Here is a 26,260-nt window from a genome sequence, read left to right as displayed (position 1 = left end):
AACCCCCGAGGGCCAGCGCGAGGACAGGCCGAGATGATGAAGGGATTGATGACGGGGTTGATGCTGCTGTTCGGCGCGATGCTGGCCTATGGAGGCGGGCGCCTGCTGTACCGCGCGCATGCGAGCGAGCAGTGGCCCACCACCGAGGGCACCGTCGTCTCCTCGTCCGTGCAGACGATGCACGACCGGCGCAACACCCGCTTCCACCCCGAGGTGCGCTACGAATACTCGGTGGGCGGCAGCCACTACACCTCAGACACCGTCTCCTTCGGCGGCAACGACACGGGCGCACTGCCGGACGCGCAGCGACTGACGCGCCGGTATGCCTCCGGCACGAAGATGGCCGTCCACTACGCGCCGGACGACCCGGCCATCGCGTGCGTCGAGTGCGGTGGCGCGGGGGTGTCCAGCTACGTGGTGATGTTCGGTGGCCTCGCCGTCGCAGGCGTCGCGGGGACGAGCATGGTGGACACGCTGAGCGCCGACTTCCGCGAGCGTCGGCGCAACAAGGGCAAGCGGCTCGCCAGCTGACAGCAAACCCCAGGCGCCCTCCGCGCTCGCTCCGCCGCCGTCAGGCCATCACCTTCCTGGCCCATTGTGCGACCCGGTCCGCCCGCCGCTCCGCGGGCGTCTTCTCCGATGATTCGTACATGCGATTGAGGGCCTGCAGGGATGGGTGGTTTCCCGAGTACAGGGCCTCGAACCCCGCGGCCTCCACGGCGGTCATCGCGCTCCTCCCCAGGGCCACGATGCAATCATATCCAGCAAACACGCCCCGCAGGCGACGCAGATTCTCCTCCGCGCGAATCTCCTGCTCGGTCCCCTCCGTCCGTCCGGTCTTTCCCCTGAAATGAACCGCCTCGACCGCATTGACGAGGGTGTAGTCATCCAGGTTCGGCGAGGGGAAGCGAACAGGGTCGAGCACGTGCCAGACCCGGAGCGCCAACTGCAACGTGACACCCGTCTGCCCCGCGGCGGGCCTCCTCATGCGCGCCTCCAGCCGCCCACCCGCAGCGAGGACCAGGAGGGTCAGGATGTCCGACCGATTTCCCCTTCGGAATGCGTGGGACCGCGAGTTGCCAGGACTCGACTCCGTCGATCTCGACTTCGGCATACACAGCTCCTCCCTCATTGATTTGCAGACGTCAGCAGAGCGCGTGCAGAAGGACCGCCCCGTCACCTCCCACGGCGGACGTGTCGGGATTCCTCGTGGTGATGGCCCGGCGCCGTTCCACGACGAGATATCTTCAAGGCTCGCGTTCTTCCTCGAGCCTTGCTCGCGCAGCCGTCCTTTGTGAAGACAAATCGCTCACGCATTCATGCGTCTGCCTTTAAGCCGGACTTTCGTAGCCCTCCAGCCCATGGCCCGTTTTCAGCCAGACTTTCGTAGCCCTCCAGCCCATGGCCCGTTTTCAGCCGGACTTTCGTAGCCCTCCAGCGCGACACCCGTCCCCTCCCGTGCAACGGTCAGCCCTGGACGACACGGTCCACCACTCCACAGTGACGACGCGAGCCGTGCACAGGCTCCGGGCCTGTGTGAGTCTCTCCGCCCCGCGCCCCTCTCGCGCGGCCCGCATCAGGAGATCCGCATGGCCGTCACCCTCCGTCCCGCCCAGCCCTCCGACGAGCCCGCCCTGGGCCGCATGGGCGCGGCGCTCGCGCAGCTCCACCACGACTTCGACCCACAGCGCTTCATGATGCCCGACGACGTCGAGTCCGGTTACCGCTGGTGGCTGGGACGCGAGGCGAAGAAGGCCGACGCCGTCGTCATCGTCGCGGAGATGGACGGCGAAGTGGTGGGCTACGCCTACGGCCGCGTGGAGGCCGTGGACTGGAACGCCCTGTTGGACCGCTCCGGCGGCTTCCACGACCTCTGGGTGGACGCCAAGGCGCGCAAGGCGGGCGTGGGCGCCCAGCTCGCCGAGGAGCTGATGCGTCGGCTCACCGCCCTGGGCGTGCCGCGCGTCGTGCTGCACACCGCTGCGAAGAACGAGGCCGCGCAGCGCATGTTCGCCCGCCTGGGCTGGCGCCCCACCATGGTGGAGATGACCCGCGAGGCCACAGCCGACACGGCCCCGAAGCCCTGAGCACTCAGAGGTCGATGATGCCCCGGCGCATCGCCACCACCACGGCGTGCGTCCTGTCCCGCGCGGAGAGCTTCGTCAGCACGTTCTTCATGTGCGTCTTGACGGTCTCCTCGGAGATGCCCATCTGCGCGGCGACCTCCTTGTTCGCGTTGCCCGCGGCCACGCGACTCAACACCTCCCGCTCGCGCGCCGTCAGCTCGTCATCCGCCACGTGCTCCGCCAGCTCCGACGCGATGTCCGCGGCGATGCGGCGACGGCCCGCATGCACGCTGCGGAGGGTCTCCACCAGCTCCTTGCGCAGCATGCTCTTGAGCAGGTAGCCGGACGCCCCCGCCTTGATGGCGCGCAGCGCCTGCGCATCCCCCTTGTACGTCGTCAGCACGATGATGCGCGCCGTGGGGAACTCGGCGCGGATGGCGGTGATGGCGTCGATGCCGTTCATCCCCGGCATCTGCACGTCCATCAACGTGATGTCCGGCGTGTGCGCCCGGTACGCCTGCAACGCCTGCTCGCCCGTCTCCGCCTCGGCCACGAGCGTCATGTCCGGCTGACTGGCAATCATCCCGCAGAGCCCTTCACGCAACATCGGATGGTCGTCGACCACCAGGATGCGGATGTTCGCGTCCTTCGAAGTCATGCGTCGCAAGGTACCCCCGTCGCCGCCCGTGAAAAGACTCACATCCCCGAGGCGGAACCCCTGGCCGGCGCATCCCCCATTCGGGTGATGCCGACACGGACCTCCCCGTGTTTCATGACAAGGACTGAAATCAATTCCCTGACACCCCGAAGTCCCCCGAGACGACCCATGCCCAACGCCTCCCCCACGCCCGGCAAGAGCCTGCTCACCCCGGACAACCACGCGCTCATCCTGGTGGACCACCAGTCGCAGATGGCCTTCGCCACGCACAGCATCGAGCTGCCGCTCCTGCGCAACAACACCGCGCTCATCTGCAAGGCCGCCGCGGGCTTCCGCGTCCCCACGCTGCTCACCACCGTCGCGGAGAAGAGCTTCTCCGGCCCGCTGTTCCCCGAAATCAAGGAGGTCTTCCCCGAGGCGAAGGTCATCGACCGCACCACGATGAACTGCTGGGAGGACCCGAACGTCACCGACCAGGTCAACCGCTTCGACAAGGCGCGCGTCGTGTTCGCCGGCCTCTGGACGAGCGTGTGCATCGTCGGCCCGGTGTTGTCCGCCATCGACCAGGGCTTCCAGGTGTATGTCATCACCGACGCCAGCGGTGACATCTCCCAGGAGGCGCACGAGCGCGCCGTGCAGCGCATGGTGCAGGCCGGCGCCATCCCCGTGACGAGCCTCCAGTACCTGCTGGAGTTGCAGCGCGACTGGGCCCGAGGCGCCACCTACGCCATGACGACGGGCGTGGCCGTGGCCCACGGCGGCGGCTACGGCCTGGGCGTGCAGTACGCCAAGAGCATGTTCAACGCCTCCGAGGGCGGCGGTCACTGACGTCCGCCGAGCCTACTCCGTACCCCGGCGATGGCCTCGAAGCCCCACTCGAGCACGCCGCCGGGTCGTCGTCCCGCATCCCCCTCAGCACGAGTCCCCTCATGGCCGACCTGATTGTCCGCAACGCCCGCGTCACCACCCTGGATAGAGACCTCCCCCAGGCCCAAGCCCTGGCCGTCACCGACGGCGTCGTGGAGGCCGTGGGAGACGAGCGAGACATCATGGCGCTCGCGACGGCCGTCACGCGCGTCATCGACGCGGGCGGCCGCAGGCTCGTCCCGGGCCTCAATGACAGCCACATCCACCTGATTCGCGGCGGGCTCAACTACAACCTGGAGCTGCGGTGGGACGGCGTGCGCTCGCTGGCGGACGCCATGGCGATGCTGCGCGAGCAGGCGGCCCGCACGCCCGCGCCCCAGTGGGTCCGCGTGGTGGGCGGCTTCAGCGAGCACCAGTTCGTCGAGAAGCGCCTGCCCACGCTCGACGAGCTCAACGCCGCCGCGCCCGAGACGCCCGTCTTCATCCTGCACCTGTACGACCGCGCCCTGCTCAACGGCGCCGCCCTGCGCGCGGTGGGCTACGGCAAGGACACGCCCGAGCCTCCCGGAGGCCGCATCGAGCGCGACGCGCGCGGCAACCCCACCGGCCTGCTCCTGGCCAGCCCCAACGCGCTCATCCTCTACGCCACGCTCGCGCTGGGCCCCAGGCTGCCACCGGAGTACCAGCTCAACTCCACGCGCCACTTCATGCGCGAGCTCAACCGGCTGGGCGTCACCTCCGTCATCGACGCGGGCGGCGGCTTCCAGAACTACCCGGAGGACTACGACATCATCCAGAAGCTGCACGCCGACGGTGAGCTGACGGTGCGCATCGCCTACAACCTCTTCACCCAGAAGAAGGGCTCCGAGCAGGCGGACTTCGAGCGCTGGACGGGCATGCTCTCGCCCCGGCAGGGCGACGACATGATGCGCCACAACGGCGCGGGCGAGATGCTGGTGTTCTCCGCCGCGGACTTCGAGGACTTCCGCATGCCGCGCCCCGAGCTGCCCGCGGGCATGGAGGGCGAGCTGGAGTCCGTCGTCCACCTGCTCGCCAGCAAGCGTTGGCCCTTCCGCATCCACGCCACCTACGACGAGAGCATCCGCCGGGTGCTGGACGTCTACGAGAAGGTGAACCGGGAGGTGCCGCTGGACGGCCTGCACTGGTTCATCGACCACGCGGAGACCATCTCCGAGCGCAACATCGAGCGGGTGCGCGCGCTCAGCGGCGGCATCGCCGTGCAGCACCGCATGGTCTACCAGGGTGAGTACTTCCAGGAGCGCTACGGCCCGCAGGCCCTGCGCCGCACGCCGCCCGTCCGGAAGATGCTGGAGCTGGGCGTGCCGGTGGGCGCGGGCACGGACGCCACGCGCGTGGCCAGCTACAACCCCTGGGTGGCGCTGTACTGGCTCGTCACGGGCCGCACGCTGGGCGGCCTGTCCATGTACGGCGAGGACAACCTGCTGGAGCGCGAGGAGGCCCTGCGCCTGTGGACCCACGGCAGCGCGTGGTTCTCCCACGAGCAGGAGAAGAAGGGACTGCTCAAGCAGGGCTACCTCGCGGACTTCACCGTGTTGTCCTCGGACTACTTCCAGGTGCCCGAGGAGTCCATCCAGCACATCACCAGCGTGCTGACGGTGGTGGGCGGCCGGGTGGTGCACGGCACGGGAGACTTCGAGCCGATGGCCCCCAGGCTGCCCCGGCCCATGCCGGACTGGTCGCCGGTGAACCGCTTCGGTGGCTACCAGGGCGGCACGCTGGCCCAGGCCCGCCAGGCCTTCGCCAAGGCGTCACATGCCCACGGCGACGCCTGCGCCGTGCACGGACATGGAAGGACCCACGCATCGAGACACGAGGTCCCCACCTCCGATGTGACGGGCTTCTGGGGAGCGCTGGGGTGCCTCTGCCATGCCTTCTGAAGCGAAGGTCGCGGTGAGCCCCGCGCCCGTGGCCCAGGAGGTGGGGGCCCTGGCGCCCCTGCGTCACGCCACGTTCCGCACGCTGTGGCTCGCGGTGCTGGCCAGCCACATCGGCACCTGGGTGCACGACGTGGCCGCGGCGTGGTTCATGTCGGAGCGCACCGGCTCGCCGCTGATGGTGGCGGCGGTGCAGTCCGCGACGACGCTGCCCGTCGTCGTGTTCGCGCTGGCGGCGGGCACGCTGGCGGACATCGTCGACCGGCGGCGCTACCTCATCACCATCCAGCTGTGGATGCTGGTCATGGCCACGCTGCTCGCGTGGATCTCCATGGTGGGCGAGCTGACGGAGTGGACGCTGCTGGGGCTGACGTTCGCCCTGGGCATGGGCGCGGCCATGGCCATGCCGGCGCAGGCGGCCACCACCGCGGAGCTGGTCCCCAGGCCCCTGCTCGCGCCCGCCGTGGCGCTGAGCTCCATCGGGATGAACATCGCGCGCTCGGTGGGGCCCGCGCTCGGAGGTCTCATCGTCGCGCGCTTCGGCGCCGGGTGGGCCTTCTCCGTGGACGCGGTCTCCTATCTGGGCGTGCTGCTGGCGCTCGTGTCCTGGCGACGCGTGAAGGAGGCCTCCACGCTCCCGTCGGAGCCCTTCGGCACCGCGCTGCGCGGAGGGCTGCGGTACGCGTCGCGCTCGGGAGATTTGCGCTCGGTGCTGCTCAAGTCCGCCTGCTTCTACGCCTTCGCGAGCGCCCTGCCCGCGCAGCTCGCCATCGTCGTGCGCAAGGAGCTGGGCGCGGGCGCGGGGACGTACGGACTCCTGCTCACGTGCATCGGCGCGGGCGCGGTGGCGGGCGCCGTCGTGTTGCCCCGGCTGCGCGCGCGGTGGGGCGTGGACCGGTTGGTGCTGGGGGCGACGCTGCTCTACGCGCTCACCATGGTGACGGTGGCCTTCGTGCGCAGCCTGCCCGTGCTGGGCGTGGCCATGGTGGCCAACGGCCTGGCGTGGATCAGCGTGCTGTCCTCGCTCCAGACGGCCACGCACCTGTCGGTGCCCACTTGGGTGCGCGCCCGCGCGCTGTCGCTCTACATCGTGGTGTTCTCCGCGGGCATGGCCGGCGGAGGCCTGGTGTGGGGTTCGGTGTCCCAGCGCTTCGGCGTGCCCGTGTCGCTGACGGTGGCGGCGGGCGCGGCGGTGCTCGCGGGCTTCTTCTCGCTGCGCTTCCGCCTGGGACAGGCCATGGCTCGCAACACCGCGCCGTCCGCCCACTGGCCCACGCCCCAGGTCTCCGACGACCTCGGGAAGGACCAGGGCCCGGTGCTGGTGACGGTGGAGTACCGCATCGCCCCAACAGGGCGCGCGGCGTTCCTGCCCCTGGTGCACCAGCTCGGCGACACGCGACAGCGCGACGGCGCCGTGCAGTGGGGCGTGATGGAGGACACGACGGAGCCCGGACGGTTCCTCGAGTACTTCGTCCTCGGCTCCTGGATGGAGCACCTGCGCCAGCACGAGCGCGTCACCCATGAGGAGAAGGCACTGCAGGAACAGCTGCGCGCGCTGCACCAGGGCGCCCAGCCCCCCGTGGTCCATCACTACGTCGGCGCCGCGCCGACGCCCCCTCGCTTCATCCCCTCGGAGAACGACGCGTGAACTGGAAACTGTGTGTGGGACTGCTGCTGGGCCTGGGCATCGGCTTCGGCTGTCGCTGGCTGGGAGTCCCCGTCCCCGCGCCGCCGGCGCTCGTCGGCGCGCTGCTCGTCGTCACCATGACGACGGGCTACACGCTCACGGACCGGCTGCTCGCCTCGCGCCCGTCGCGCAATCACATCCACTGCGGCGGGCCCACCGGGGAGACCCAGGAGAGCAGGTCATGACCCTGGCCCTCATCGGTGTCGCCCTGGCGCTCCTCATCGGCGCGGGATGCCGGCTGCTCGACATCCCCCTGCCCGCGCCCCCGAAGCTCCAGGGCGCCCTGCTCGTGGTGGCCATGACGGTGGGGTTCCTCCTGGGAGAGCGGCTGCTGGGCTGAGCCCTCTGGCCTGTCTCCATCACACCGGGGGAGCGGGCCGGGCTCCTCCGCCCGGCGGGGCCGAAACGAACGCTTCTCTTCCGGGGGGCCGCGGAACAGGATGTCGGAGGATGTCTTCGCGCGTTGCCCTCCGCCCCCGATGTGACCGCTGCTATCTCCCATCGCACCTGTGTCTGTGCGCGGAGATTCCCCGCGTGCAGACGCGCACGCGGTTCCTCCTGGTGCAGCACGCGCTGGAGATTCGCAAGAAGAGCAACACCGGCCGGGTGGCCGCGCTCGCCCTCACCAACGCCACCCTGCTCACCCACGGCTCGCCCGCCGACGTCCTGGACAGCTCCCTGTTCGCCGAGCCGGGCACGTGGCTGCTCTTCCCGGACGGGCCCGAGCTCCCCGAGGACACCCCGCCTCCCAGGCAGGTGGTGGTGCTGGATGGCAGCTGGTCCCAGGCGCGCCGGATGAGCCAGCGGCTGCCCACGCTGCGGCTGCTCCCCCGCCTCGTGCTGCCACCACCGCCCCCCGGGATGCTCCACCTGCGCGAGCCGAGCCACCCCGCGGGCATGTCCACCCTGGACGCGATTGCCCGCGCCGTGGAGCTGCTGGAGGGCCCCCAGACGGCGGCCCCCCTGGCGCGGCTCGCCCAGCTGCGCGTCCAGCGCATCGCCGAGTGCGGCTCGCTCAACCGCGAGGCGATGAGCCAGAACCGCTGAGCCGGGACGCGGGTCAGGGCTTCGGGATGAGCACCATGTCCTCGTCCTGCTCCAGCTGGTAGGTGCCGTCCGGACGCAGGCAGCGCTCCGCGTGCAGGCGCAGCTTCCGGTCCATCTCCCGCGCCTGCTCCGGCCCCATGGCCGCGAGCTGCTCGGCCGTGAAACACCCCTCCAGCACGAAGAAGCGGCAGAGGGTGAACATCTCCTCGAAGGTGCGCGCGGTGAAGCCGCTCATCGCCGGCAGCACGTCATGCGCCAGCGACATGCGCCCCATCGTGTCCAGGAGCAGCTGGCCGAAGTTCAGCGTGTCGGCGAAGTCGCGACACAGCTCGAAGGTCGGCCCGCGGCCCGCCGCCATGACGAGGAGCGCGTGGCCTCCGGGGCGCACGAACGACAGGAGCCGGTCGATGAAGCCCGGCCAGTCGGCAGGCGGCACGTGGTACAGGACGTGGGAGCACAGCACCAGGTCGAAGCGCTCGGACGCGTCGAACCGCTCGAAGGGCTCGATGAGCACCTTCGCCTTCTCCAGCCGCAGCTCCGCCACCTGCTCCGGGTTGGGCTCCAGCAACGTGAGCGCGCCGAAGCGCGGCGCCAGCGCCTGGGCCACCTTGCCGGAGCCCGCGCCCACGTCCAGCAGCGAAGGCGACGAAGGCATGCGGGGCGACAGGCGCTCCGCGACGAGCCGCGCGATGTTCTCCGGATGGCGCGCGGTGGATGCGAGCAGACGGAACGCGGTGGCGTACTCCCGCGGGGACATCGTGATTCCCATCGTCAGACCCCCAGCTCCAGTTGAACGGACAACCCCAACCCTTCCCGAGGGAAGGTGCCCGGAGCGTACTTCGGACACCGCCGGCGAGGCACCGCGCGCCGTTCACATCCCCAGCCGACGCACCAGCGCCTCCGGCACCGGATAGACGGACTCGCGGGGCAACAGCCGCGCGGCCTGCTCCGCGCGCCCCTCGTCCAGGTGCTTGCGCAGCTTGTGCACCAACGGCGTCAGGTCCGTGATGGAGACCGCCCAATCCTCCACGTAGCGCTGGATGATGGCGCGCCCCAGCCCCACCTGGATGCTGTCCTGCGGCAACCCCGCGCCACGCAGCGAGCGCTCCGGATCCCACTGGACATGGACCGGCGCCGACTCGAAGGCCTTCCTCCACGCGTCCGGTGAGCCGTGGGCGGCGGGCTCGTACGAAGTGAGCACGCCCGCCGCCAGCGCCGCCTCCCACCCCGCGCGGTGGATGCGCACCGCCAGCGTCCGCTCCTGCCCGCTCTTGCGCCCCCAGTTGGAGCGGTGCATCAGCCACAGGAAGCTGGGCTTGATCCAGGTCATCCGCCCCACGGAGAACGGCGGCCCGAAGCGCTGCGTCGCCACCGCCACGTCCGCGATGGCGTCCGGATACGCCTGATACATCACGATGGAACCCCGGTCGAAGTCCGCGCGGACCTCACGCCGCGCGCTCATGACACCAACCTCGTCCCACAGCCTCGTCGCACATCCCGCCGCATGACGCGCACCGTAACAGCTTCGCGTCGTTTCATTCCCTGAGAATCCCAGACAGGTGCTCCCTGCCCTGCGGTCCCAGGTGAGCGGGAGATGGGACACGCGTTCTTGCGCCCACCGGGCAGCGCGAGCGACCAACATCAGGCAACGGACGGTGCCACGAGGAGAGGTGTTCAGGACAAGCAAACTGCACGGGGGAGGGAGAAGGCACTCCCGGTGTCTCGCGATAGATTGCCATGGGGTTGCCGGCAGCGGTTCGTCATCCAGATGCGATTGCAACGAACTGGCGACTTCATCTCTCGCTGGGGGGTAGTGCATGTTTGTGAAACGGGGACGCGGTGTCCTGGGTACCACGATGTTGTGCCTGACACTGAGCGCCTGCACCGAGGCCGACACACCGAAGGACAGACACGACACGGCCACCACCCAGGGGACGGCCACCCTCGCGGGCGGCCAGGAGATTCTCGCGGCGGACCAGGACCAGGTGCCCACCTTCCTCCGGGGCGACTTCGGCCCGGTGCCCACCGGCAAGGCGGCCCTCCACGGGCTCCAGGAGAACAGCCTCGCCCCCGTCCTCGCGCGGGTGGCGCCCCACTTCAAGCTCGAGTCCGGGCAGCTCTTCCTGAAGAAGGCCTACGTCGGCTTCGACGGCGACACGCACTACCGCTTCGGCGTGCGCTACCACGGCGTGGAGGTGCTGGGCGCGGAGCTGCGGCTGCACGCGCGGGACGGCCGCATCTTCGCCATCAACGGTGACGCGCGCGGCGGGCTGGTGACGCCCAAGGGCAGCGCCATCGGCGTCGCCCTGGCGAAGACCCACGCCCTGGGGGACAAGGCCACGCCGCCGGGCGCCACCGTCGGCGGCGAGCCCTCGCTCGTCTACTGGAGGGACCAGGACCAGCTCATCCTCGCGTGGCGGGTGCTGGTGACGGGGGAGAAGAAGGACGGCACGCGCGTGAAGGACTCGGTGCTCGTCAACGCCCTCTCCGGCGACGTGTTCGAGCGCTTCAGCCACATCCACTCCGCGCTCAACCGCCGCGTCCACGACGGGCAGAACACCAACACCCTGCCGGGCGTGCTGGCGCGCTCGGAGACGGACCCGCAGCCGCACGCGGACGCCGTCGTCAACGCGGCGTTCGACAACACGGGCGCCGTCTGGCGCTGCTACAGCGAGCTGTTCGAGCGCGACTCCTACGACACCCTGGGCGCCACGCTCCTGTCCACCGTCCACCACCGCGTCAACTACGTGAACGCGTACTGGGACGGCGAGCAGATGGTCTTCGGCGACGGCGACGGCACCACCGCCATCAACCTGGCCTATGGCCTGGACGTCATCGCCCACGAGCTGACGCACGCGGTGACGGAGCACGACTCGGACCTCATCTACTCGGGTGAGTCCGGCGGCCTCAACGAGTCCATCTCCGACATCTTCGGCGCCGTCTGCGAGTGGCACAGCGAGGGCAAGGTCATCAACTCGGGCACCTTCCTCGTGGGCGAGGACATCTGGACGCCCGGCACCGAGGGCGATGCGCTGCGCTACATGAACAACCCCACCCAGGATGGGGACTCGCTGGACGACTACAACGACTACAGCAACGGCGTGGACGTCCACTACAGCTCCGGCATCTCCAACCTGGCCTTCTACCTGCTGTCCCAGGGCGGCACGCACCCGCGCTTCCCCACGCGGCCGGCGGTGACGGGCATCGGCATCGAGATGGCGGGCCGCATCTTCTACAAGGCCAACCGGGACCTGCTGACGCCCAACTCCAACTTCGACGCCGCCAAGGTCGCCACCGAGCAGGCCGCCGTCCAGCTGGGCTACGACGCGTCCGTCGTCGCCGCCGTCACCGCGGCGTGGAAGGCCGTGAACGTGGGCGTGGTGTTCGAGCCGCCCAACCCCATCCAGCTCGAGCGCAACGTCCCCCTCCCGCTCTCCGGCGCGCGCGGCGCCAAGGTGTACGCCTGGGGCGAGGTGCCCGAGGGCGCCACCAACCTGCGCTTCACGATGTCCGGCGGCACGGGCGACGCGGACCTGCACATCCGCTACGGCAACTACCCCACCACGGGCCTCTACGACTGCCGCCCCTACCGCTCCGGCAACAACGAGGAGTGCGTCATCCCCAACCCGGCCGCCGGCAAGTGGTACGCCATGGTCAACGCGTATACGGACTACGCCAACGCGTCCCTGGTGATGAAGTTCGACGGGGGCTTCTTCTCGCTCGCGCCCAACGTCGTGGTGAACGGACTGTCCAGCCCCACCAACGGTGGCAACGGCTTCGTCACGCAGATTCCGCCGCGCGCGGACGGCAAGCCGCGCACCATCACCGTGCAGCTGTTGGGCGGCACCGGCAACGCGGACCTCTACGTGCGCATGGGCGGCATCCCCACGCATAGCGAGTACGACTGCCGCGGCGTGAAGGAGACCAACGACGAGAAATGCACCCTGCGCCAGGTCGGCCCCGGCAAGCTCTATGTCTGGGTCTTCGGCGCCAAGGGCGGCTACCAGAACACCGCCGTGCTCGTCTCCTATCCTCCCTGACGGGTGACATCCGCCCTCGCGGCCTTTCGCCTCCGCCCGGAATGACGGGCGGGGGTGGACGGCCGCTTGGGGGCCCCGCCGGCTTGCGGCCACGCCCGGACCTGGACCAGGCTTCAAGGGAGCATGCTCCCACTGAAGGACAGGGCCGGATTGTCTCCCGACGAGCGCTCGGCGCTGGAGCGCGAGCTCGCCCCGCTCACCCTGCTCCAGGACGTGGTGCGCTGGGGTTTCGCGAGCACGCCGCCGCGCGACGTGGCGGAGGTGGTGGTCCAGGACGAGTTCACCCACGACGTGGTGCTGCCCTGGAAGGACGGGGGCTACCTCGTCTTCGACACCACCTGACTGGGCGGCGTGAATGCGGTCTCCGTGTGGGACCGTCGACCCAGCGCGGAGGAGCTCCTGGACGCCCGGCTCGAGGCGGGCTGGACGCCCACGCCCACGAGCACCGTCGACGGGGACGTCATCCTGGGCCTCGCCGCGTGCAGGGTGCCGCCCGGCAAGGGCCCGGCGACACCCTGAGCCTGCGTCGCGACTACTTGCCCTTCTCCTTCACCCACGAGTCCTTGAGGGACACGGTGCGATTGAAGACGGGCTTGCCGGGCTGCGAGTCCTTCGGGTCCGAGAAGAAGTAGCCCAGCCGCTCGAACTGGAAGCGGGACTCCGGCGCCGCGTTGGCGAGCAGCGGCTCCACGCGCGCCGAGCGCAGCACCTCCAGGCTGTGCGGGTTCAGGAACTTCGTGAAGTCCGTCGCGTCGTCCGAGTCCGGGCTCTCCACGGAGAAGAGCCGGTCATACAGCCGCACCTCCGCGGTGGGCGCGTTGCCCGGCACCCAGTGCAGCGTGCCCTTCACCTTGCGGCCATCCGGCGAGTCCCCGCCGCGCGTGGCCGGGTCATAGGTGCAGCGCAGCTCCACCACCTTGCCGTCCGCGTCCTTGATGACCTCCTTGCAGGTGATGAAGTACGCCGAGCGCAGGCGCACCTCCTTGCCCGGGGCCAGCCGGAAGAAGCCCTTGGCGGGGACCTCCATGAAGTCGTCCGCCTCGATGTAGAGCTCGCGCATGAACGGCACCTGGCGCGTGCCCATCTCCGGCTTCTGCGGGTGGTTCTGCACCTCCAGCATCTCCACCTGCCCCTCCGGGTAGTTCTCCACCACCACCTTGAGCGGCCGCAGCACCGCCATGGCCCTGGGCGCCGTCTCGTTCAAATCCTCCCGGATGCACAGCTCCAGCACGCCCATGTCGATGAGCTGCTGCGTCTTGCTGACGCCCGCGCGCGTGGCGAAGTCGCGGATGGACGCGGGCGTGAAGCCCCGGCGGCGCAGGCCGCTGAGGGTCATCATCCGAGGGTCGTCCCAGCCGGAGACGTACTTCTCGGTGACGAGCTTGAGCAGCTTGCGCTTGCTCATCACCGTGTAGTTGAGGTTCAGCCGGTTGAACTCGTACTGGTACGGCCGGTCCCCCTGGATGAGGTTGTCGACGATCCAGTCGTACAGCACCCGCCGGTTCTCGAACTCCAGGGTACAGACGGAGTGGGTGATGCCCTCAATCGCGTCCGACAGGCAGTGCGCGAAGTCGTAGAGCGGGTAGATGGGCCACGCCTCGCCGGTGCGGTGGTGGTGCGCGTGGCGGATGCGGTAGATGGGCGGGTCGCGCAGCACGGGGTTGGGCGACGCCATGTCGATCTTCGCGCGCAGCGTGTGCTTGCCGTCGGGGAACTCACCGCCGCGCATGCGCGAGAACAAGTCCAGGTTCTCCTCCAGGGAGCGGGTGCGGTACGGGCTGTCCTTGCCCGGCGTGGTGAAGTCGCCGCGGTACTCGCGAATCTCCTCCGGCGACAGGCTGCACACGTACGCCTTGCCCTGCTTGATGAGCTGCACGGCGAAGTCGTAGAGCTTCGGGAAGTAGTCGGAGGCGTAGAACTTGCGGTCCGCCCAGTCGAAGCCGAGCCACTTCACGTCGCGCTGGATGGCCTCGACGTAGTCGGTGTCCTCGGTGACGGGGTTGGTGTCGTCGAAGCGCAGGTTGCACAGCCCCTCGTATTGCTTCGCCAGCCCGAAGTTGAGGCAGATGGACTTGGCGTGGCCGATGTGGAGGTAGCCGTTGGGCTCGGGCGGGAAGCGGGTGTGCACACGTCCCGCGTGCTTCCCCGCGCGCCGGTCTTCCTCGATGATCTCCTGGAGGAAGTTCAGGCCCTGCGTCTCGTTCGTCGTCGTCATGATGGGGGCGAATCCTCGTGAAGCCGCCCGGGGCCGGCAAGGGATTCCTTTCAGAGCGAGTCCAGGAGCGTCTCCCAGGCCCCCAGCGCCTTGGCCGAGGACAGCTCCTCCGCGCGGGCCCGGGCCTTCCGGGACAGGTCCTTGCGGTGCACCTCGTCCGAGACGGCGCGGGCCAGCGCCTCCGCCAGCGCCGGGGCGTCCTCCACTGGAACCAGCACGCCGTGCCGCCCATTCTCCAGCACCTCCGCGGGGCCGGACGGACAGTCGGTGCTCACCACCGGGCACCCCAGGGCGAGCGCCTCCAGGAGCACCATGGGCAGCCCCTCGAACCGGGAGGACAGCGCGAACACCGCCGCGCGGCGCATCAGCGCGTGCGGATTGGACGCGAAGCCCGGCATGAACACGCTCGACTCCACCCCCAGCGAGCGCACCAGCGCCTTCAGCTCGGCCTCCAGCGAGCCCACCCCGAGGATGAGCAGGTGGTGGTCCACGCCCCGCTGGCGCGCCAGGGCATGCGCGCGGATGAGCACGTCGAAGCCCTTCTGGGGCTCCAGCCGGCCCACGGCGATGACCACCGGGCGCTCGAAGACGGGGCCCGCCCAGTCCGGCAGGGGCGCGTTCGCGGCGGCGCGCACCACGTCGCCGTCCACGAAGTTGGGGATGACCTGCAGCCGGTCCTCGGGCACGGGGACCAGGGACTGGAAGGAGCGCGCGGTGTCATGGCCACACGCGACGATGCGCTGCATGCGCGGGTACAGCAGCCTCAAGCCCCACAGCTGGCGGCGGGGCTGCTCGCGGTGGAAGGCGCCCCAGTCGAAGTGGATCATCCCCACCACGGGCTTGCCGAGCAGCTTCCCGGCCAGGCAGGCCAAGAGCGCCGCGCGCCCCTCCTGCCCGGCGACGATGACGTCCGCCTCACGCGCGTGGCGCAGCAGGTGCCACAGGTACAGGGGCAGGTTCTGCCGGTGGTAGTCGTAGGAGTCGGTGGCCCAGGAGACCTCGGTGTTCGCGGGCAGCCGGTCCTCGCGTCCCGGCGGAGGCCGGTGGTGGAAGAACAGCCGGGTGGCGAAGCGCCGGGGGTCCAGCCCCGCGATGACGTTGCACACCGAGCGCTCGATGCCGCCCCCGCCCAGGAACACGAGCGTGAACAGCACTCGCTTCCTCCCAGGGTCTTTCGAGGCGTCTCGTGGCACCGGCACCAGCATCCAGCCCCCCACTCCCTGAAGGCGGGTGCACCGTAACCCAAGGGTGTCACCCCCGCCAACAAGACGGACGGGTGTATCGTCCGCTGGCGACACATGACGCACGGCCCGGCGTACGCTCCGCCGGCGCCCGGGCAGACCGCCGGGCATTCCCGCCCTGTCACGCTCCGTGATGACCGCGCTCCGCCCACGACTCCTCGTCCCCCTGGCCCTGCTCCTCGGCGTGCTCGCGTCCGCGGGGGTGCTCGTCGTGAAGGGCCATCGCATCGGCCAGGGCCTGCTGCACCCACCCCACGTGCCGGTGACGCGGCCGTCCGGCGCGCCGGAGCTGGACGCGATGCAGGACGTCGCCTTCACCAACGCGGACGGGCTGACGCTGCGCGGCTGGTACGTGCCCTCGCGGAACCGCGCCGCGGTGGTGCTGGTGCATGGCTTCGCGGACAACCGCGCGCAGCTGCTCTTCGAGGCGCGCGCGCTGGCCCGGGCCGGCTACGGCGTGCTGCTGTTCGATTTGCGCGCGCACGGGGAGAGCGGCGGAGACCGCGTGACGTGGGGAGACCGCGAGCGCCGCGACGTGACGGCCGCGCTGGACTTCGTGTCGTCCCGGCCGGACGTGGACCCCGCGAGGCTGGGGCTCTTCGGCTTCTCCATGGGCGGCACCACCGCGCTGCTCGTGGCCGAGCACGACGCGCGCGTGAAGGCGGTGGCCGCCGCGGGCGCGTACCCCGCGCTGGAGGCGGACGTGTATTCGGGCTACGGCAAGTGGGGCGCGCTGAGCGCGGAGCCGGTGCTGTGGACGCTGCGCCGCGCGGGCGTGGACGTGGCCGCGGTGCGCCCCATCGACGGCATGTGTCAGCTCAAGGGCCGCCCGCTCCTGCTCGTCAACGGCGACGTGGACCCGGACGCGCCCGCCAAGCTGCAGGCCAGCCTGTTCCGCGCGGCCTGCGAGCCCAAGACGCTGTGGGTCGTCGAGGGCGCGGGCCACGGCGAGTACGCCCGCGTGGCCCCGGAGGAGTACGCGCGCCGGCTGCGCGAGCACTTCGACCGGGCGCTGTTGGGCACGGGCTGACCGGGCGGCTCAGGGCCCGGCGGGCTCGGGCTCCTCCGACGAGGCGGGCACCCAGGAGGGCTCGGCGTCCAGCGCGGGCCGCCCCTGGAGCAGCTCGTGCGGGCGGAAGCCGCCCTTGTAGCGCAGGGACGCGCAGGCCTGGACGCGGAAGCCCAGGTACACGTGGGGGATGCCCCGCGCCTTCGCCAGCTCCACCTGGAACACCACGTTGGCCGTGCCTGGGGACAGCCGCGCGTAGTCCGGGTCGTAGAAGAAGTACACCGCGCTCCACGCGCGCGGCGTCTCGTCACAGATGCCCAGCGCCACCAGCCGGGGGCCGCCCTCCGCGCCGTCGTCGTACCAGGCCACCTCGCGCGCGGAGGGGTGCGGGAAGGAGAACTGGAGTGAGTACTCGCGCACGGTGAGCGGCGAGGGCTCCCACTCCCGCGAGGCCTCCCGCTCCGCGTGCCAGGCCTGGTAGAGCGCCAGCCGCTCCTCGTCCGCCTTGGGCACGCCCACCTCCACCCGCAGGTGGGCGCACGCGGCCCGGGCGCGGCGCTGGCTGCGGTTGGGCCGGAAGCCCTCCACGGGGACGCGCAGCGACACACACTCCTGGCAGTCCGCGCATGCGGGCCGGAAGTACACCGGCCCGAAGCGCCGCCAGCCGCGCACCAGCAGGTGCTCGTACTCCTCCGGCGACACGTCCCGCAGCACCAGGTTCTCCAGCGAGGCCTGCCGCTCGGGCAGGTAGCTGCAGGGGCGCGGGGGCTCGACGTCGTGTGCCAGCAGGAGGGCCATTTCCGTCCATGTTCCTGTCCGGCCCACGGGCCGCCGTCAAGTCGGCCGAGCGCGCCCGGACGCTCCGCGCGGCCAGCGAGCCGCGCCCCGCCCGCCCTCCCCCGTCGCCCGTCGGACGGCCCCTCGCCCTCACCGGCCGTGGCATGACGACTGCAGCCTCTCTCGGCCGACCCCCACGCGAAGGCGGAAGCACATGGCGAGAGACTGCCTGCAGCCCTGGATGGACCGGCTGGCCCATGCCGACGTGGAGGTCCAGGACACCTCGCCCCGCGCCCGCTTCGGTGGCCACGCGTGGGATGGCCAGGGCCTGGCGATGCGGGCTCCCCGAGCGGAAGCGCGCCCCCTGGAGCAGGACACCGTCGCCCCACGGGCGGCGATTTCCCGGCAGGTCGAGGAGGACCCCGGGTGGGATTCGGACGACTTCGATTTCGCGGTGGCGAGCTACTGACGCCCGCGCCGCTTCTCAAGCTCATCCATTTTGAGAACGCACGTTCCCGCAACCCTTGCGCGTGGAGCAGGCGTGCGCGCAAGCCGCGCGGCGGCTCCAACCCGGAGGCGTCTTCTCAGGCCCCGGCGCGAACGCATATAAGCCTGACATGTCCGCAATCGATGTCTCGGTGGTGATGCCCACCCACCGACGAGAGAAGGAAGTGGTGGAGGCCATCCGCTCGGTGCTCCGCCAGGAGGGGGTCCACGTCGAGGTCATCGTGTTGGATGACACGCCGGAGGGCACCGCCCGGGCGTCGGTGGAGGGGCTGGGCGACGCGCGCGTGCGCTACGTGGTGAACGACCCGCCGTCCAAGGGCCGCCCCGCGGTGGTGCGAAACCACGGCGTGACGCTGGCCAAGGGCCGCTACCTGCACTTCCTGGACGACGACGACATGCTGGCCGAGGGCGCGCTGCACGCGATGGTGAGCGCGCTGGACGCGCGTCCCGACGCGGGCGTGGCGGTGGGCTGGGTGGTGCCGTTCGGCGACGACGCGGACTGGCTCAAGGACAAGAGCGAGTACTTCCAGTGGGCCGCCAAGGTGGGCGCCAGCACGCCCAACAGCGCGTGGACGGTGGCGCACATCCTGTTCCGCGGGACGCTGTACGTGAACTCCGCGTGCATGGTGCGCCGCGAGCACTTCGCGACGCTGGGCGGCTTCGACGCGTCCATCCCCGTCTATGAGGACGTGGACTTCTACCTGCGCGGCATCCGCGCCTTCGGCCACGTCTACGTGGACCGCCCCATCCTGCACTACCGCACCGGCCGGCCCTCGCTGATGCACAACCTGGGCAAGGACGGCACGCTGGTGATGCAGTCCAACGAGATGATCCACGGCAAGTACCGCAAGACGAACGGCGCGCTGGAGTACCGCGCGCTGCAGCTGCTCATGCGGACCTTGCCGTTCGACATCGCCAAGAAGCTGCCCTTGTGGCTGCCCAAGCAGGGCCGGGTCTCATGAGCTTGAAGAGTCGGTTCGTCGGCACGGCCAAGCGTCAGGTGAAGCAGACGCTGCGGCCCGTGCTCCAGCGGGCCATGGCGCCCGCGCGCACGGAGATTCCCGCGTCGTACTGGGGGCTGCAGAACGTCCCCGGCCAGGGCCTGAGCCTGGAGGGCGTGGCGCTCAAGTCGTTGGTGGAGCGCTTCGGCTCGCCGCTGCACGTGGTGCACCTGGCGGCGCTCAAGCGCAACGTGGAGCGCTTCCTCGCGGTGCCCTCGGGGCGCGCGGGCGGGTGCGAGGTGTTCTACTCGTACAAGACGAACCCGATTCCCGGCGTGTTGGAGGTGTTGCACGGGATGGGCGTGGGCGCGGAGATCATCTCCGCCTACGAGCTGTGGCTGGCGCTGCGGCTGGGCGTCGCGCCCGAGCGCATCGTCTACAACGGCCCGGTGAAGTCGGAGGCCTCCGTGCGCGAGGCCATCGGCCGGGGCATCCAGCTGCTCGCCGCGAACCACGCGGAGGAGCTGGGCATGTTCGCGCGCATCGCGGCGGAGCTGAACAAGCGCCCGCGCGTGGCGGTGCGGGTGAGCACGGACAGCGGCTGGGCGGCGCAGTTCGGCACGCCCATCGCGGGCGGCGCGGCGCTCAGGGCCTATGCGCAGGCGCGCGCGTCGTCGCACCTGGACGTGGTGGGCCTGCACGCGCACCGGGGCGCCACCATCCGCACCGAGGGCGAGCTGACGGGCTTCGTGGAGGCGGTGCTGGGCTTCACGGACACGCTGCACCAGGAGCTGGGGCTGGACCTGGAGGTGCTGGATTTGGGCGGCAGCCTCTGCACGCCGTCGGTGGAGCACATCGCCGAGCGCGACTGGCGCCTGAACCTCACCTTCTTCCGGGACGTGCCCGCGCCGGACCCGGCGGCGGCGTTGGACATCTCGCGCTACGTGGCGCTCGTGGTGGAGATGGTGGAGTCGCACTACGCGAAGAAGGGGCGCGCGCGTCCGCGCATCTTCCTGGAGCCGGGCCGCGCCATGACGGGCGACACGCAGCTGCTCCTGGGCAGCGTGCACACGCTCAAGGCGGGCGAGGACCGGACGTGGGCGGTGCTCGACGCGGGCGTGAACCATGCCGAGTGCGTGCGCAACGAGTACCACCAGCTCTTCCACGTGGACCGGCCGGACGCGCCCGCCGAGCGCGTCTACACGGTGGTGGGCCCCATCTGCACGCCGGGCGACACGCTGTACCACGCCAAGCGGCTGCCCCAGCTCGTCGAGGGCGACACGCTGGCCATCATGGACGCGGGCGCGTACTTCGTGCCGTTCGCGACGTCCTTCTCGTATCCGCAGCCGGCCATCATCGCGCTGGACGCAGGTGAGGCGCGGCTGCTGCGCCGGGCGGAGACGTTCGAAGACCAGGTGGCGCTCGACACGGTGGCGAAGAGCCCGGGCAAGCCCGAGGCCGCCTGAGCCTTCCGTCCAGCTCCGCCGCCCGTGCGCTGACACACGGGCGGCCGGGGCTTGGGCTAGCGGTTGAGCACCATCATCCGCACGAAGGCGCGCGGGTGGCGCGCGGAGCCGTAGAGGATCTGCGCCACCTCCACCGCGGAGGGCATCGGGTCGTCCGAGTCGATGAGCGGGTCCACCGCCACCTGACGGTGCGTCTGCAGCCAGCGCCGCCACTGCTTCGCCTCGTCGGCGGGCAGCGCGCCGGACAGCCGCTGGAGGTTGAGCAGCATCTCCAGGGCGATGCGGTTGCAGAACACCTCGCCGCGTCCCGTCCAGGCGCGCGCCGACTTCCCCACGCGCTCGAGCGAGTCGGAGTCCCCCAGCGCCGCGTGATAGGCCATGAGCGGCAGCGGCAGTCCGCGCGCGATGTCGAAGCCCATCTGCCCGTAGTAACGCGGGTTGAAGTCGATGAGCAGGAAGTCGTCCTTCGTCTGGATGAACTCCACCTCGAAGACGCCGTGGTAGCCCAGCTTCGCGCACAGCTTGCGCAGGCCGTCGGCCAGGTCCTGGCGCACCGGGGCGGACTCGAAGCACACGCCCACGCCCAGCCGGCGAGGGCGCTGGAGCACCTTCATGGCGCCGCGCACCTCGAACAGCGAGCCGGTCCGGTCCACGAAGCCCGACAGGCTGTAGATGCCCTGGGCCGCCTCGGGGTGGAACTCCTGCACCATGGGCCGCGCCACGGCCGGGTCGAACTTCACCAGCATGGGCGCGTAGCCGTCGCGCGCGAAGGCGCGGTACTCCTCGACGAGCTGCGAGGGCTCCGCGACGGGCAGGCCCTTGCGGTGCGTGGAGTAGAGGATCTGCGTCGTCGGCTTGATGAGGACGGGGAAGCGCGCCTCGCGCGAGATGTTCTCGAGGTCCGCCTCGGACTCGGGGAACCAGGTGCGCGGCAGCGTGAGCCCCACCGACTGGCCCGCCTCGAAGAGCTTGCGCTTGTTGAGCAGCCCGTACACCGCGTCGATGCCGGGGTCGTAGAGATGGAAGTACCGCTTCAGCTCCTCGGCGTGCACGGACACCAGCCACGCCAGCTCGTCGCTGGTCGGATACAGCACGTGACTCATGGGTGCCCGGCGTCCGAAGTCGATGAGCCACGCGAGGAACGCCTCGGGCTGGGATTCGGGAGGACACTGCACGCGATTTCCGACGAAGCGCGACCAGCTCGCGGGGCCCAGCCGCCCGGGGTCCGCCACCGTGACGCGGATGCCATTGCGCCCGAAGCACCGCGCGGCGGCGAGCGTCCCATAGAAGCCAGCGGAGAAGAGCAGCGCGGCCGGCCGCTCTCCCACGCGCTCTGTCGCCGACTGCTGCACCTTCACGTCTTCTGCCTGCACCTGTGCTGTCTCCCGTTGGAGGGCCCCACACCATATCCGCCCCCTCCACCATTTGCCCCTCCCTCTTCACGGCGCTTGATTGGAGGGCGAATCATCCAGGGCGGATGGGGACGAGGCTACCCGGCCGGGTCGGTCTCGACGGCGCGCGTGCGGGAGTGTCGCCACCCGCAGGTCGCGAGCAGCCATCCCCACACGTCGTCAGGGCGCCACGCCGCCCGGCGGCCGCCATAGCAGGTAACCCGCGTCGAGCAGCCATGAGTCGGTGGAGACGCCGTCCACCTGCTGACACAAACGTGAGACAGACTCTCGGAAGGCGTCGGCGGGCGCGGAGTGGCCAGCGTCGCGAGCCTGTTGCCAGGCGTCGACCCAGGACGTGAAGAAGGCGTGCATGCGCTCACCGGGGCGCACGCGGCGGCGCAGGTCACGAGGCAACCAGTCGCGGAACAGCAGCGGCGCGAAGCCCTGGCGGAAGTCGGTGTGGAACAGCAGGGCTTCGCGGACAGGGGGCGCATCGGGGGCGCAGTCGGAGCGACGCAGCAGGTGCGCGGTGAGCACCGAACCCTCCGGGTCCGAGCTGCCCTCCACGAGCAGGCCCGAGGGGAGCAGGAAGCGGCTGAGCGTGTGGTGCACGTCGGAGACCCGCTCCACGGGTCCCTGACGCAGCAGGTTCATGGCCCGCACGAGACGGGCGGGCTCCTCCGGGGACAGCGGCAGCGCGAAGCCGCCCTGGCGGAAGTGGGTGCGCGGCCCCGCATGGGCCTGGGCGGCGAGGGCGCGCGCGTCATCGAGTTCCACGCCGATGACGACGAGCTCCGGGTGGAGCGCACGAAAGGCGCTGGCGCTCTCGAGGGTCGTCCACGGGTGTTCGCCGAAGCCCACGTCCACGAAGACAGCGTGGGACCACGGCCCGTCGACACGAGACAACAGCGTGGGCTCGAAGCGGTGCAGGAAGGCATCGAGCGCGCGCAGCCTCCCGGGCGCGGTGCGCCCCCGCGTCTTCGCGTCGAGCGTGGACATTCCCTGGTCTTCGATGAGGTGGCCCTACCGCGTCAAGCACCCCGCTTTCGGCTGGGGCCAGTTGCAAGCATCGACGAGGCATTCCAAGCCATCGAGCACACCCGTTCTTGAGGGGGGGCATGATTGAAGCGCGTGTCGCACACTTCGACGAGGCAACCGCACTCCATCAGACCCTCCGCTTCTGTCCGAGGCGCGTGGGCCCCATGCGCCAGCCGTGCGCTTCGATGAGGTACCCGATCCCATTGAGCCCCTCGATTCTGTCCGAGGCGCGTGGGCCCCATGCGTCAGCCGTGCGCTTCGATGAGGCACCCGCCCCCATGGAGCCACCCTCCCCTGTGCGAGGCGCGTGGGCGCCATGCGTCAGCTGTGCGCTTCGAAGGCGCCCCAACCCGTCAGTCCTTCGTTGTCGGCAGGCGAGTGGGGGCGCGAGGCACGCTCCACGCATCATGGCAGCCGGCCTCCTGTTTTCGTCCGAAGCGCGGAGGCTTTAGGCTCCACTTTCGTGCGCCCCGCGTCCGCCCTCACCTGCCCCGGCTGTCAGGCGCCCCGCGTGCAGGGGGCCGAGTGTCCTCGCTGCGGCATCATCTACGCCCGCGCCGATGCTCGTGCCGCGCGCAAGGCCGAGGAGGAGCGCGCCCAGCGCGAGGCCGCCGAGCAGGCCCCCGCGCCCTTCGAGGTCGACCCCGCGTGGCTCGCGCCCCCGGACCTGAGTTCGGAGGTGCTGCCCCCAAGCACGCCGTCACTCGACGCGGGCGAAGAGGACGCGGTCCACGAGCTGCGCCTGCGCCTCGTCGTCGTGCCCTTCGCATTGCTGGTGGGCTACCTGGTCGCCACCGGCTCCGCGCGCTTCATCGTGCGACTGCTCACCATGTACGTCCACGAGGTGGGGCACGCGGTCACCGCATGGCTGTGCGGCATCCCAGCCATCCCCGCCCCCTGGGTCACACCCACGGGCTCCGAGCGGTGGTACTCGCTGGCGGCGATGCTCGCGAGCGCCCTCGGCTTCTGGGCGTGGCGCGGATGGAAGCTGCGCCGCTGGGACTGGGTGGCCTGGAGCGCGGGGTTGCTCGCAATCCAGGCCGTCTGCACGCTGGGCATCCCCTTGTGGCGCACCGAGGTGTTCATCATCTTCGGCGGAGACGCGGGGATGCTGATCCTCGGCACGCTCCTGGTCGCGTCCTTCCACGCGCGGCCCGGCGGCCACCTCCACTCGCGGGGCCTGCGCTGGGGCTTCGTCTTCATCGGCGCGCTGGCCTTCTGGGATGGCTTCCACACCTGGTGGCGCGCGCGCACGAACGCCGAGGAGATTCCCTTCGGCCGCATGGAGGGCGTCGGCCTGAGCGACCCGAGCCGACTGGTCGAGGACCACGGCTGGTCCGAGGGAGACCTCATCCGCCGCTACGTCATGCTCGGCATCGCCTGCCTCGTGGCCCTGGCCGTCTTCCACGGCCTCCAACTCTGGAAGGAGCGAGCCCGGCTTCGCGCCGCCCTGCGAGCGCTCCCCTTCCTGAATGGGCGATGAAACGTCCCGGGTTGTGACAGCGGCGTGGAACGCCAGTAGCCTCCCGGCTCAATGGCATCTCCCGTCCAACCGCTCCCTCACTCGGAGCCCTCCTCCTCGACGCCCCCCGACCCCGAGAACGTCCAGCCGCGCTTCGGCTGGCTGCCTCCCGTGGGGACCTGGAAGTACCACCTGCTGCTGAGCGCCGTGGCCCTGTTCATCCTCGGGCCCCTGGGGGGCATCGCAGCCTCGTACATGAACTTCAGCGTGGGCTTCTTCGTCGGAGGTCAGGTGCTCGCCGGCATCCTCGGCAGCGCCGTCACGTACGGCTACGGCGCGGAAGGCAAGCACGGCGCCAACTACATGCAGACGATGGCCGCGTCGGTGGCCTCGCTGTGCGCCATGTCCGTGCTCATCCAGGCCATGGTGTGGCTGGGCATGGAGATGCCGCCCGCCTGGCACCTGATGCTCTTCGTCGGCTGCGTGGGCATGTTCGCCGTGGGCGTGGGCATGCTCTACACGCCGCTGCTCGTGGACCGGCTGCAGCTCGACTACCCGTCGGGCTTCGCCGTGGCCAACATCCTGCGCGCGCTGACGGACAAGCGCCTGCTCAAGGCCTCCATCTCCAAGCTGGGCGGAGGCACGCTCCTGGGCGCCATCGCCGCGTGGATGACCGAGAAGATCGCCGTCGTGGCCGCCCTCGGCACCAGCGCCGCCACCCTGGGCGCGGGCATGATCGTCGGCAGCCGCATCACCGTCCCCGCGGTGGTGATGGCCGTCATCGGCGCATGGCAGGTGCCGCACCTGCGTGAAATGGGCTGGCTCGGCCCCGAGGACCCGTTCCGCAAGATTGGCTTCCTCATCGGCCTGGCGATGATCTGCGGCGCCGCGGTGGTGGACCTGTCGCTGCTCGCGGTGCAAGCCGTGGCGCGCGTGAAGGCCCAGGCCGACGCGCCGAAGGACGAGGAGCCCGCCTGGAAGAAGGTCAACCTGCCCCGGCTCATGGCCTGGGTCTTCGGTTGGGGCGCGGCGACGCTGGTGGTCGGCACGGCGGTGCTGGGTCAGCCCCTGGGCTGGCTGCTGTTCGGCCTCGCGCTGGCGCTCCTGTTCGTGCTCATCAACGGCATCTCCTACGGCATCACCGACCAGAACCCCATCTCCAGCGCGTTCGTCATCTCCATCATGATGATGTCGCTGCTGGGCCTGAAGAACCCGCTGGTGGCGCTGATGGCCGCGACCATCCTGCTCATCTCCACCTCCGTGGGCTGCGACATGCAGCAGGACCGCTCCACCGGGTGGCGCCTGGGCACCAACCGCGTCATCCAGTTCCGCTACCAGGTGATGGGCGTCATCATGGGCGCGCTGCTGTGCGTGGGCCTGGCCCGCGTGTTCATGACGGCCTACCCCGCGCTCGCCATCAACCAGCTCGACAACCCCAACGCCGAGGTGGGCCAGTGGGGCTCGGCGATGACATACAAGCTGGTGGGCGCCATCCGGGACTTGGGCTCGCTGTCGGAGACCAAGGTGAAGGCGATGCTGCTCGGCCTGGGGCTGGGCTTCGGCATCCAGGTGCTGCGCAAGGTGCTGCACGCCAATCAGGCCTACCAGCGCTACATCAAGGGCTCGCGCGCGGGCTTCGCGGTGGGCTGGACCATGGACTCGCTGCTGCTGGCCAGCCCCTATGCGTCCTCCTTCGGCGGCTTCGTGGCCTTCCCGGTGGCGCTGTGGTTCGGCGCGGGCGGCGTCATCGCGTCCGTGTGGAACACCGTCACGCAGAAGCGCGCCCCAGCCTCCGCGGGCAGCCCCGGCCAGGGCGAGGCGCTCCCCGAGGACATGAGCACCATGTCCCTGGTGGGCGGCGGCCTCATCGCCGGCGAGTCGCTCTTCTTCCTCATCGCCGGACTGATTGGCCTCGCGTCGCTGCTGGCGTGA

26 protein-coding genes are annotated in these 26,260 nt (G+C 70.4%); 17 read left to right on the top strand and 9 right to left on the bottom strand.

What is annotated here, in order from left to right:
- Positions 1-33: 33 nt before the first annotated feature.
- Complete coding sequence (locus LXT21_RS16860; RefSeq protein ID WP_254039170.1) at positions 34-531, top strand: DUF3592 domain-containing protein; 498 nt, start codon at positions 34-36, stop codon at positions 529-531.
- Between the two features lie 40 nt (positions 532-571).
- On the opposite strand, the gene LXT21_RS16855 is transcribed toward LXT21_RS16860, so the two are convergent.
- Entirely contained in the window at positions 572-988 is a 417-nt protein-coding gene (locus LXT21_RS16855) for a hypothetical protein (protein ID WP_254039169.1), read from the bottom strand.
- A 601-nt stretch (positions 989-1,589) separates the two neighbouring features.
- Here LXT21_RS16855 and LXT21_RS16850 point away from each other — a divergent pair.
- On the top strand, positions 1,590-2,087 hold the full coding sequence (locus tag LXT21_RS16850; RefSeq protein WP_254039168.1) for a GNAT family N-acetyltransferase: 498 nt from the start codon (positions 1,590-1,592) through the stop codon (positions 2,085-2,087).
- A 4-nt stretch (positions 2,088-2,091) separates the two neighbouring features.
- Here the strand turns inward: LXT21_RS16850 and LXT21_RS16845 are convergent, their stop codons facing one another.
- A complete protein-coding gene (locus tag LXT21_RS16845) occupies positions 2,092-2,724 on the bottom strand; it encodes a response regulator (RefSeq protein ID WP_254039167.1) in 633 nt (210 codons plus the stop codon).
- A gap of 168 nt (positions 2,725-2,892) precedes the next feature.
- Between LXT21_RS16845 and LXT21_RS16840 the strand changes: the two genes are divergently transcribed.
- The 6 genes from LXT21_RS16840 (at position 2,893) to LXT21_RS16815 (ending at position 8,241) form a co-directional block, all read left to right on the top strand.
- Positions 2,893-3,552: a hydrolase gene (locus LXT21_RS16840; protein WP_254039166.1), complete on the top strand. Its 660-nt coding sequence runs from the start codon at positions 2,893-2,895 to the stop codon at positions 3,550-3,552.
- Positions 3,553-3,653: 101 nt separating this feature from the next.
- Positions 3,654-5,510, top strand: a complete 1,857-nt coding sequence (locus LXT21_RS16835) for an amidohydrolase (protein ID WP_254039165.1) — start codon at positions 3,654-3,656, stop codon at positions 5,508-5,510.
- Positions 5,500-7,155: an MFS transporter gene (locus LXT21_RS16830; protein ID WP_254039164.1), complete on the top strand. Its 1,656-nt coding sequence runs from the start codon at positions 5,500-5,502 to the stop codon at positions 7,153-7,155. Before LXT21_RS16835 ends, LXT21_RS16830 begins: the two co-directional genes overlap by 11 nt.
- On the top strand, positions 7,152-7,379 hold the full coding sequence (locus LXT21_RS16825) for a DUF1427 family protein (protein WP_046712631.1): 228 nt from the start codon (positions 7,152-7,154) through the stop codon (positions 7,377-7,379). Before LXT21_RS16830 ends, LXT21_RS16825 begins: the two co-directional genes overlap by 4 nt.
- The gene (locus tag LXT21_RS16820; protein ID WP_254039163.1) at positions 7,376-7,534 is read left to right on the top strand and encodes a XapX domain-containing protein; all 159 of its coding nucleotides are present in this window, start codon (positions 7,376-7,378) and stop codon (positions 7,532-7,534) included. Before LXT21_RS16825 ends, LXT21_RS16820 begins: the two co-directional genes overlap by 4 nt.
- Before the next feature lie 110 nt (positions 7,535-7,644).
- Positions 7,645-8,241 (top strand): tRNA-uridine aminocarboxypropyltransferase, encoded by a 597-nt coding sequence (locus LXT21_RS16815; protein ID WP_254039162.1) that lies wholly within the window; start codon positions 7,645-7,647, stop codon positions 8,239-8,241.
- A 13-nt stretch (positions 8,242-8,254) separates the two neighbouring features.
- Here the strand turns inward: LXT21_RS16815 and LXT21_RS16810 are convergent, their stop codons facing one another.
- Both LXT21_RS16810 and LXT21_RS16805 read right to left on the bottom strand, forming a co-directional pair.
- Positions 8,255-8,998, bottom strand: a complete 744-nt coding sequence (locus LXT21_RS16810) for a class I SAM-dependent methyltransferase (protein WP_254039161.1) — start codon at positions 8,996-8,998, stop codon at positions 8,255-8,257.
- A gap of 114 nt (positions 8,999-9,112) precedes the next feature.
- On the bottom strand, positions 9,113-9,703 hold the full coding sequence (locus tag LXT21_RS16805; protein WP_254039160.1) for a DUF4291 domain-containing protein: 591 nt from the start codon (positions 9,701-9,703) through the stop codon (positions 9,113-9,115).
- A gap of 394 nt (positions 9,704-10,097) precedes the next feature.
- Here LXT21_RS16805 and LXT21_RS16800 point away from each other — a divergent pair, with 394 nt between their 5' ends.
- From LXT21_RS16800 to LXT21_RS16790, 3 genes are all read left to right on the top strand, one after another.
- Positions 10,098-12,281: a M4 family metallopeptidase gene (locus LXT21_RS16800; RefSeq protein ID WP_254039159.1), complete on the top strand. Its 2,184-nt coding sequence runs from the start codon at positions 10,098-10,100 to the stop codon at positions 12,279-12,281.
- Between the two features lie 123 nt (positions 12,282-12,404).
- Complete coding sequence (locus LXT21_RS16795; protein WP_254039158.1) at positions 12,405-12,623, top strand: hypothetical protein; 219 nt, start codon at positions 12,405-12,407, stop codon at positions 12,621-12,623.
- 24 nt (positions 12,624-12,647) lie between these two features.
- The gene (locus LXT21_RS16790; RefSeq protein ID WP_254039157.1) at positions 12,648-12,800 is read left to right on the top strand and encodes a hypothetical protein; all 153 of its coding nucleotides are present in this window, start codon (positions 12,648-12,650) and stop codon (positions 12,798-12,800) included.
- Positions 12,801-12,813: 13 nt separating this feature from the next.
- Here the strand turns inward: LXT21_RS16790 and LXT21_RS16785 are convergent, their stop codons facing one another.
- A complete protein-coding gene (locus LXT21_RS16785) occupies positions 12,814-14,496 on the bottom strand; it encodes a glutamine--tRNA ligase/YqeY domain fusion protein (protein ID WP_254039156.1) in 1,683 nt (560 codons plus the stop codon).
- Positions 14,497-14,546: 50 nt separating this feature from the next.
- Positions 14,547-15,650 carry a glycosyltransferase gene (locus LXT21_RS16780; protein ID WP_254039155.1) on the bottom strand — a complete coding sequence of 368 codons (1,104 nt, stop codon included), beginning with the start codon at positions 15,648-15,650 and terminating at the stop codon, positions 14,547-14,549.
- Positions 15,651-15,870: 220 nt separating this feature from the next.
- Here LXT21_RS16780 and LXT21_RS16775 point away from each other — a divergent pair, with 220 nt between their 5' ends.
- Positions 15,871-16,767 carry an alpha/beta hydrolase gene (locus tag LXT21_RS16775; RefSeq protein WP_254039154.1) on the top strand — a complete coding sequence of 299 codons (897 nt, stop codon included), beginning with the start codon at positions 15,871-15,873 and terminating at the stop codon, positions 16,765-16,767.
- A 9-nt stretch (positions 16,768-16,776) separates the two neighbouring features.
- Here LXT21_RS16775 and LXT21_RS16770 read toward each other — a convergent pair whose 3' ends face one another.
- Positions 16,777-17,544 (bottom strand): arginyltransferase, encoded by a 768-nt coding sequence (locus LXT21_RS16770; protein WP_254039153.1) that lies wholly within the window; start codon positions 17,542-17,544, stop codon positions 16,777-16,779.
- 193 nt (positions 17,545-17,737) lie between these two features.
- Here LXT21_RS16770 and LXT21_RS16765 point away from each other — a divergent pair, with 193 nt between their 5' ends.
- From LXT21_RS16765 to LXT21_RS16755, 3 genes are all read left to right on the top strand, one after another.
- Positions 17,738-17,992: a hypothetical protein gene (locus LXT21_RS16765; RefSeq protein WP_254039152.1), complete on the top strand. Its 255-nt coding sequence runs from the start codon at positions 17,738-17,740 to the stop codon at positions 17,990-17,992.
- Between the two features lie 148 nt (positions 17,993-18,140).
- Positions 18,141-18,992, top strand: coding sequence for a glycosyltransferase family 2 protein (locus LXT21_RS16760; RefSeq protein ID WP_254039151.1), 852 nt, complete (start codon positions 18,141-18,143; stop codon positions 18,990-18,992).
- On the top strand, positions 18,989-20,437 hold the full coding sequence (locus LXT21_RS16755) for a type III PLP-dependent enzyme domain-containing protein (protein ID WP_254039150.1): 1,449 nt from the start codon (positions 18,989-18,991) through the stop codon (positions 20,435-20,437). Before LXT21_RS16760 ends, LXT21_RS16755 begins: the two co-directional genes overlap by 4 nt.
- Before the next feature lie 56 nt (positions 20,438-20,493).
- On the opposite strand, the gene LXT21_RS16750 is transcribed toward LXT21_RS16755, so the two are convergent.
- Positions 20,494-21,810: a carboxylate--amine ligase gene (locus LXT21_RS16750; RefSeq protein WP_254039149.1), complete on the bottom strand. Its 1,317-nt coding sequence runs from the start codon at positions 21,808-21,810 to the stop codon at positions 20,494-20,496.
- A gap of 198 nt (positions 21,811-22,008) precedes the next feature.
- On the bottom strand, positions 22,009-22,827 hold the full coding sequence (locus tag LXT21_RS16745) for a methylase (RefSeq protein ID WP_254039148.1): 819 nt from the start codon (positions 22,825-22,827) through the stop codon (positions 22,009-22,011).
- A gap of 502 nt (positions 22,828-23,329) precedes the next feature.
- On the opposite strand from LXT21_RS16745, the gene LXT21_RS16740 reads away from it, so the two are divergent.
- Positions 23,330-24,349: a hypothetical protein gene (locus tag LXT21_RS16740; protein WP_254039147.1), complete on the top strand. Its 1,020-nt coding sequence runs from the start codon at positions 23,330-23,332 to the stop codon at positions 24,347-24,349.
- Positions 24,350-24,400: 51 nt separating this feature from the next.
- Positions 24,401-26,260, top strand: coding sequence for an OPT/YSL family transporter (locus tag LXT21_RS16735; protein ID WP_254039146.1), 1,860 nt, complete (start codon positions 24,401-24,403; stop codon positions 26,258-26,260).

This window comes from Myxococcus guangdongensis, assembly GCF_024198255.1.
Taxonomy (GTDB): domain Bacteria; phylum Myxococcota; class Myxococcia; order Myxococcales; family Myxococcaceae; genus Myxococcus; species Myxococcus guangdongensis.
Note: the sequence above shows the minus strand (reverse complement) of the source record. Positions and strands in the feature narration are given on the sequence as shown.

Bases quoted from the DNA above. Each gene is read 5' to 3' on its own strand.
- LXT21_RS16860 (WP_254039170.1), top strand. From the start codon at position 34: ATGATGAAGGGATTGATGACGGGGTTGATGCTGCTGTTCGGCGCGATG.
- LXT21_RS16855 (WP_254039169.1), bottom strand. From the start codon at position 988: ATGAGGAGGCCCGCCGCGGGGCAGACGGGTGTCACGTTGCAGTTGGCG.
- LXT21_RS16850 (WP_254039168.1), top strand. From the start codon at position 1,590: ATGGCCGTCACCCTCCGTCCCGCCCAGCCCTCCGACGAGCCCGCCCTG.
- LXT21_RS16845 (WP_254039167.1), bottom strand. From the start codon at position 2,724: ATGACTTCGAAGGACGCGAACATCCGCATCCTGGTGGTCGACGACCAT.
- LXT21_RS16840 (WP_254039166.1), top strand. From the start codon at position 2,893: ATGCCCAACGCCTCCCCCACGCCCGGCAAGAGCCTGCTCACCCCGGAC.
- LXT21_RS16835 (WP_254039165.1), top strand. From the start codon at position 3,654: ATGGCCGACCTGATTGTCCGCAACGCCCGCGTCACCACCCTGGATAGA.
- LXT21_RS16830 (WP_254039164.1), top strand. From the start codon at position 5,500: ATGCCTTCTGAAGCGAAGGTCGCGGTGAGCCCCGCGCCCGTGGCCCAG.
- LXT21_RS16820 (WP_254039163.1), top strand. From the start codon at position 7,376: ATGACCCTGGCCCTCATCGGTGTCGCCCTGGCGCTCCTCATCGGCGCG.
- LXT21_RS16815 (WP_254039162.1), top strand. From the start codon at position 7,645: ATGTCTTCGCGCGTTGCCCTCCGCCCCCGATGTGACCGCTGCTATCTC.
- LXT21_RS16810 (WP_254039161.1), bottom strand. From the start codon at position 8,998: ATGTCCCCGCGGGAGTACGCCACCGCGTTCCGTCTGCTCGCATCCACC.
- LXT21_RS16805 (WP_254039160.1), bottom strand. From the start codon at position 9,703: ATGAGCGCGCGGCGTGAGGTCCGCGCGGACTTCGACCGGGGTTCCATC.
- LXT21_RS16800 (WP_254039159.1), top strand. From the start codon at position 10,098: ATGTTGTGCCTGACACTGAGCGCCTGCACCGAGGCCGACACACCGAAG.
- LXT21_RS16795 (WP_254039158.1), top strand. From the start codon at position 12,405: ATGCTCCCACTGAAGGACAGGGCCGGATTGTCTCCCGACGAGCGCTCG.
- LXT21_RS16785 (WP_254039156.1), bottom strand. From the start codon at position 14,496: ATGACGACGACGAACGAGACGCAGGGCCTGAACTTCCTCCAGGAGATC.
- LXT21_RS16775 (WP_254039154.1), top strand. From the start codon at position 15,871: ATGACCGCGCTCCGCCCACGACTCCTCGTCCCCCTGGCCCTGCTCCTC.
- LXT21_RS16770 (WP_254039153.1), bottom strand. From the start codon at position 17,544: ATGGCCCTCCTGCTGGCACACGACGTCGAGCCCCCGCGCCCCTGCAGC.
- LXT21_RS16765 (WP_254039152.1), top strand. From the start codon at position 17,738: ATGGCGAGAGACTGCCTGCAGCCCTGGATGGACCGGCTGGCCCATGCC.
- LXT21_RS16760 (WP_254039151.1), top strand. From the start codon at position 18,141: ATGTCCGCAATCGATGTCTCGGTGGTGATGCCCACCCACCGACGAGAG.
- LXT21_RS16755 (WP_254039150.1), top strand. From the start codon at position 18,989: ATGAGCTTGAAGAGTCGGTTCGTCGGCACGGCCAAGCGTCAGGTGAAG.
- LXT21_RS16745 (WP_254039148.1), bottom strand. From the start codon at position 22,827: ATGTCCACGCTCGACGCGAAGACGCGGGGGCGCACCGCGCCCGGGAGG.
- LXT21_RS16735 (WP_254039146.1), top strand. From the start codon at position 24,401: ATGGCATCTCCCGTCCAACCGCTCCCTCACTCGGAGCCCTCCTCCTCG.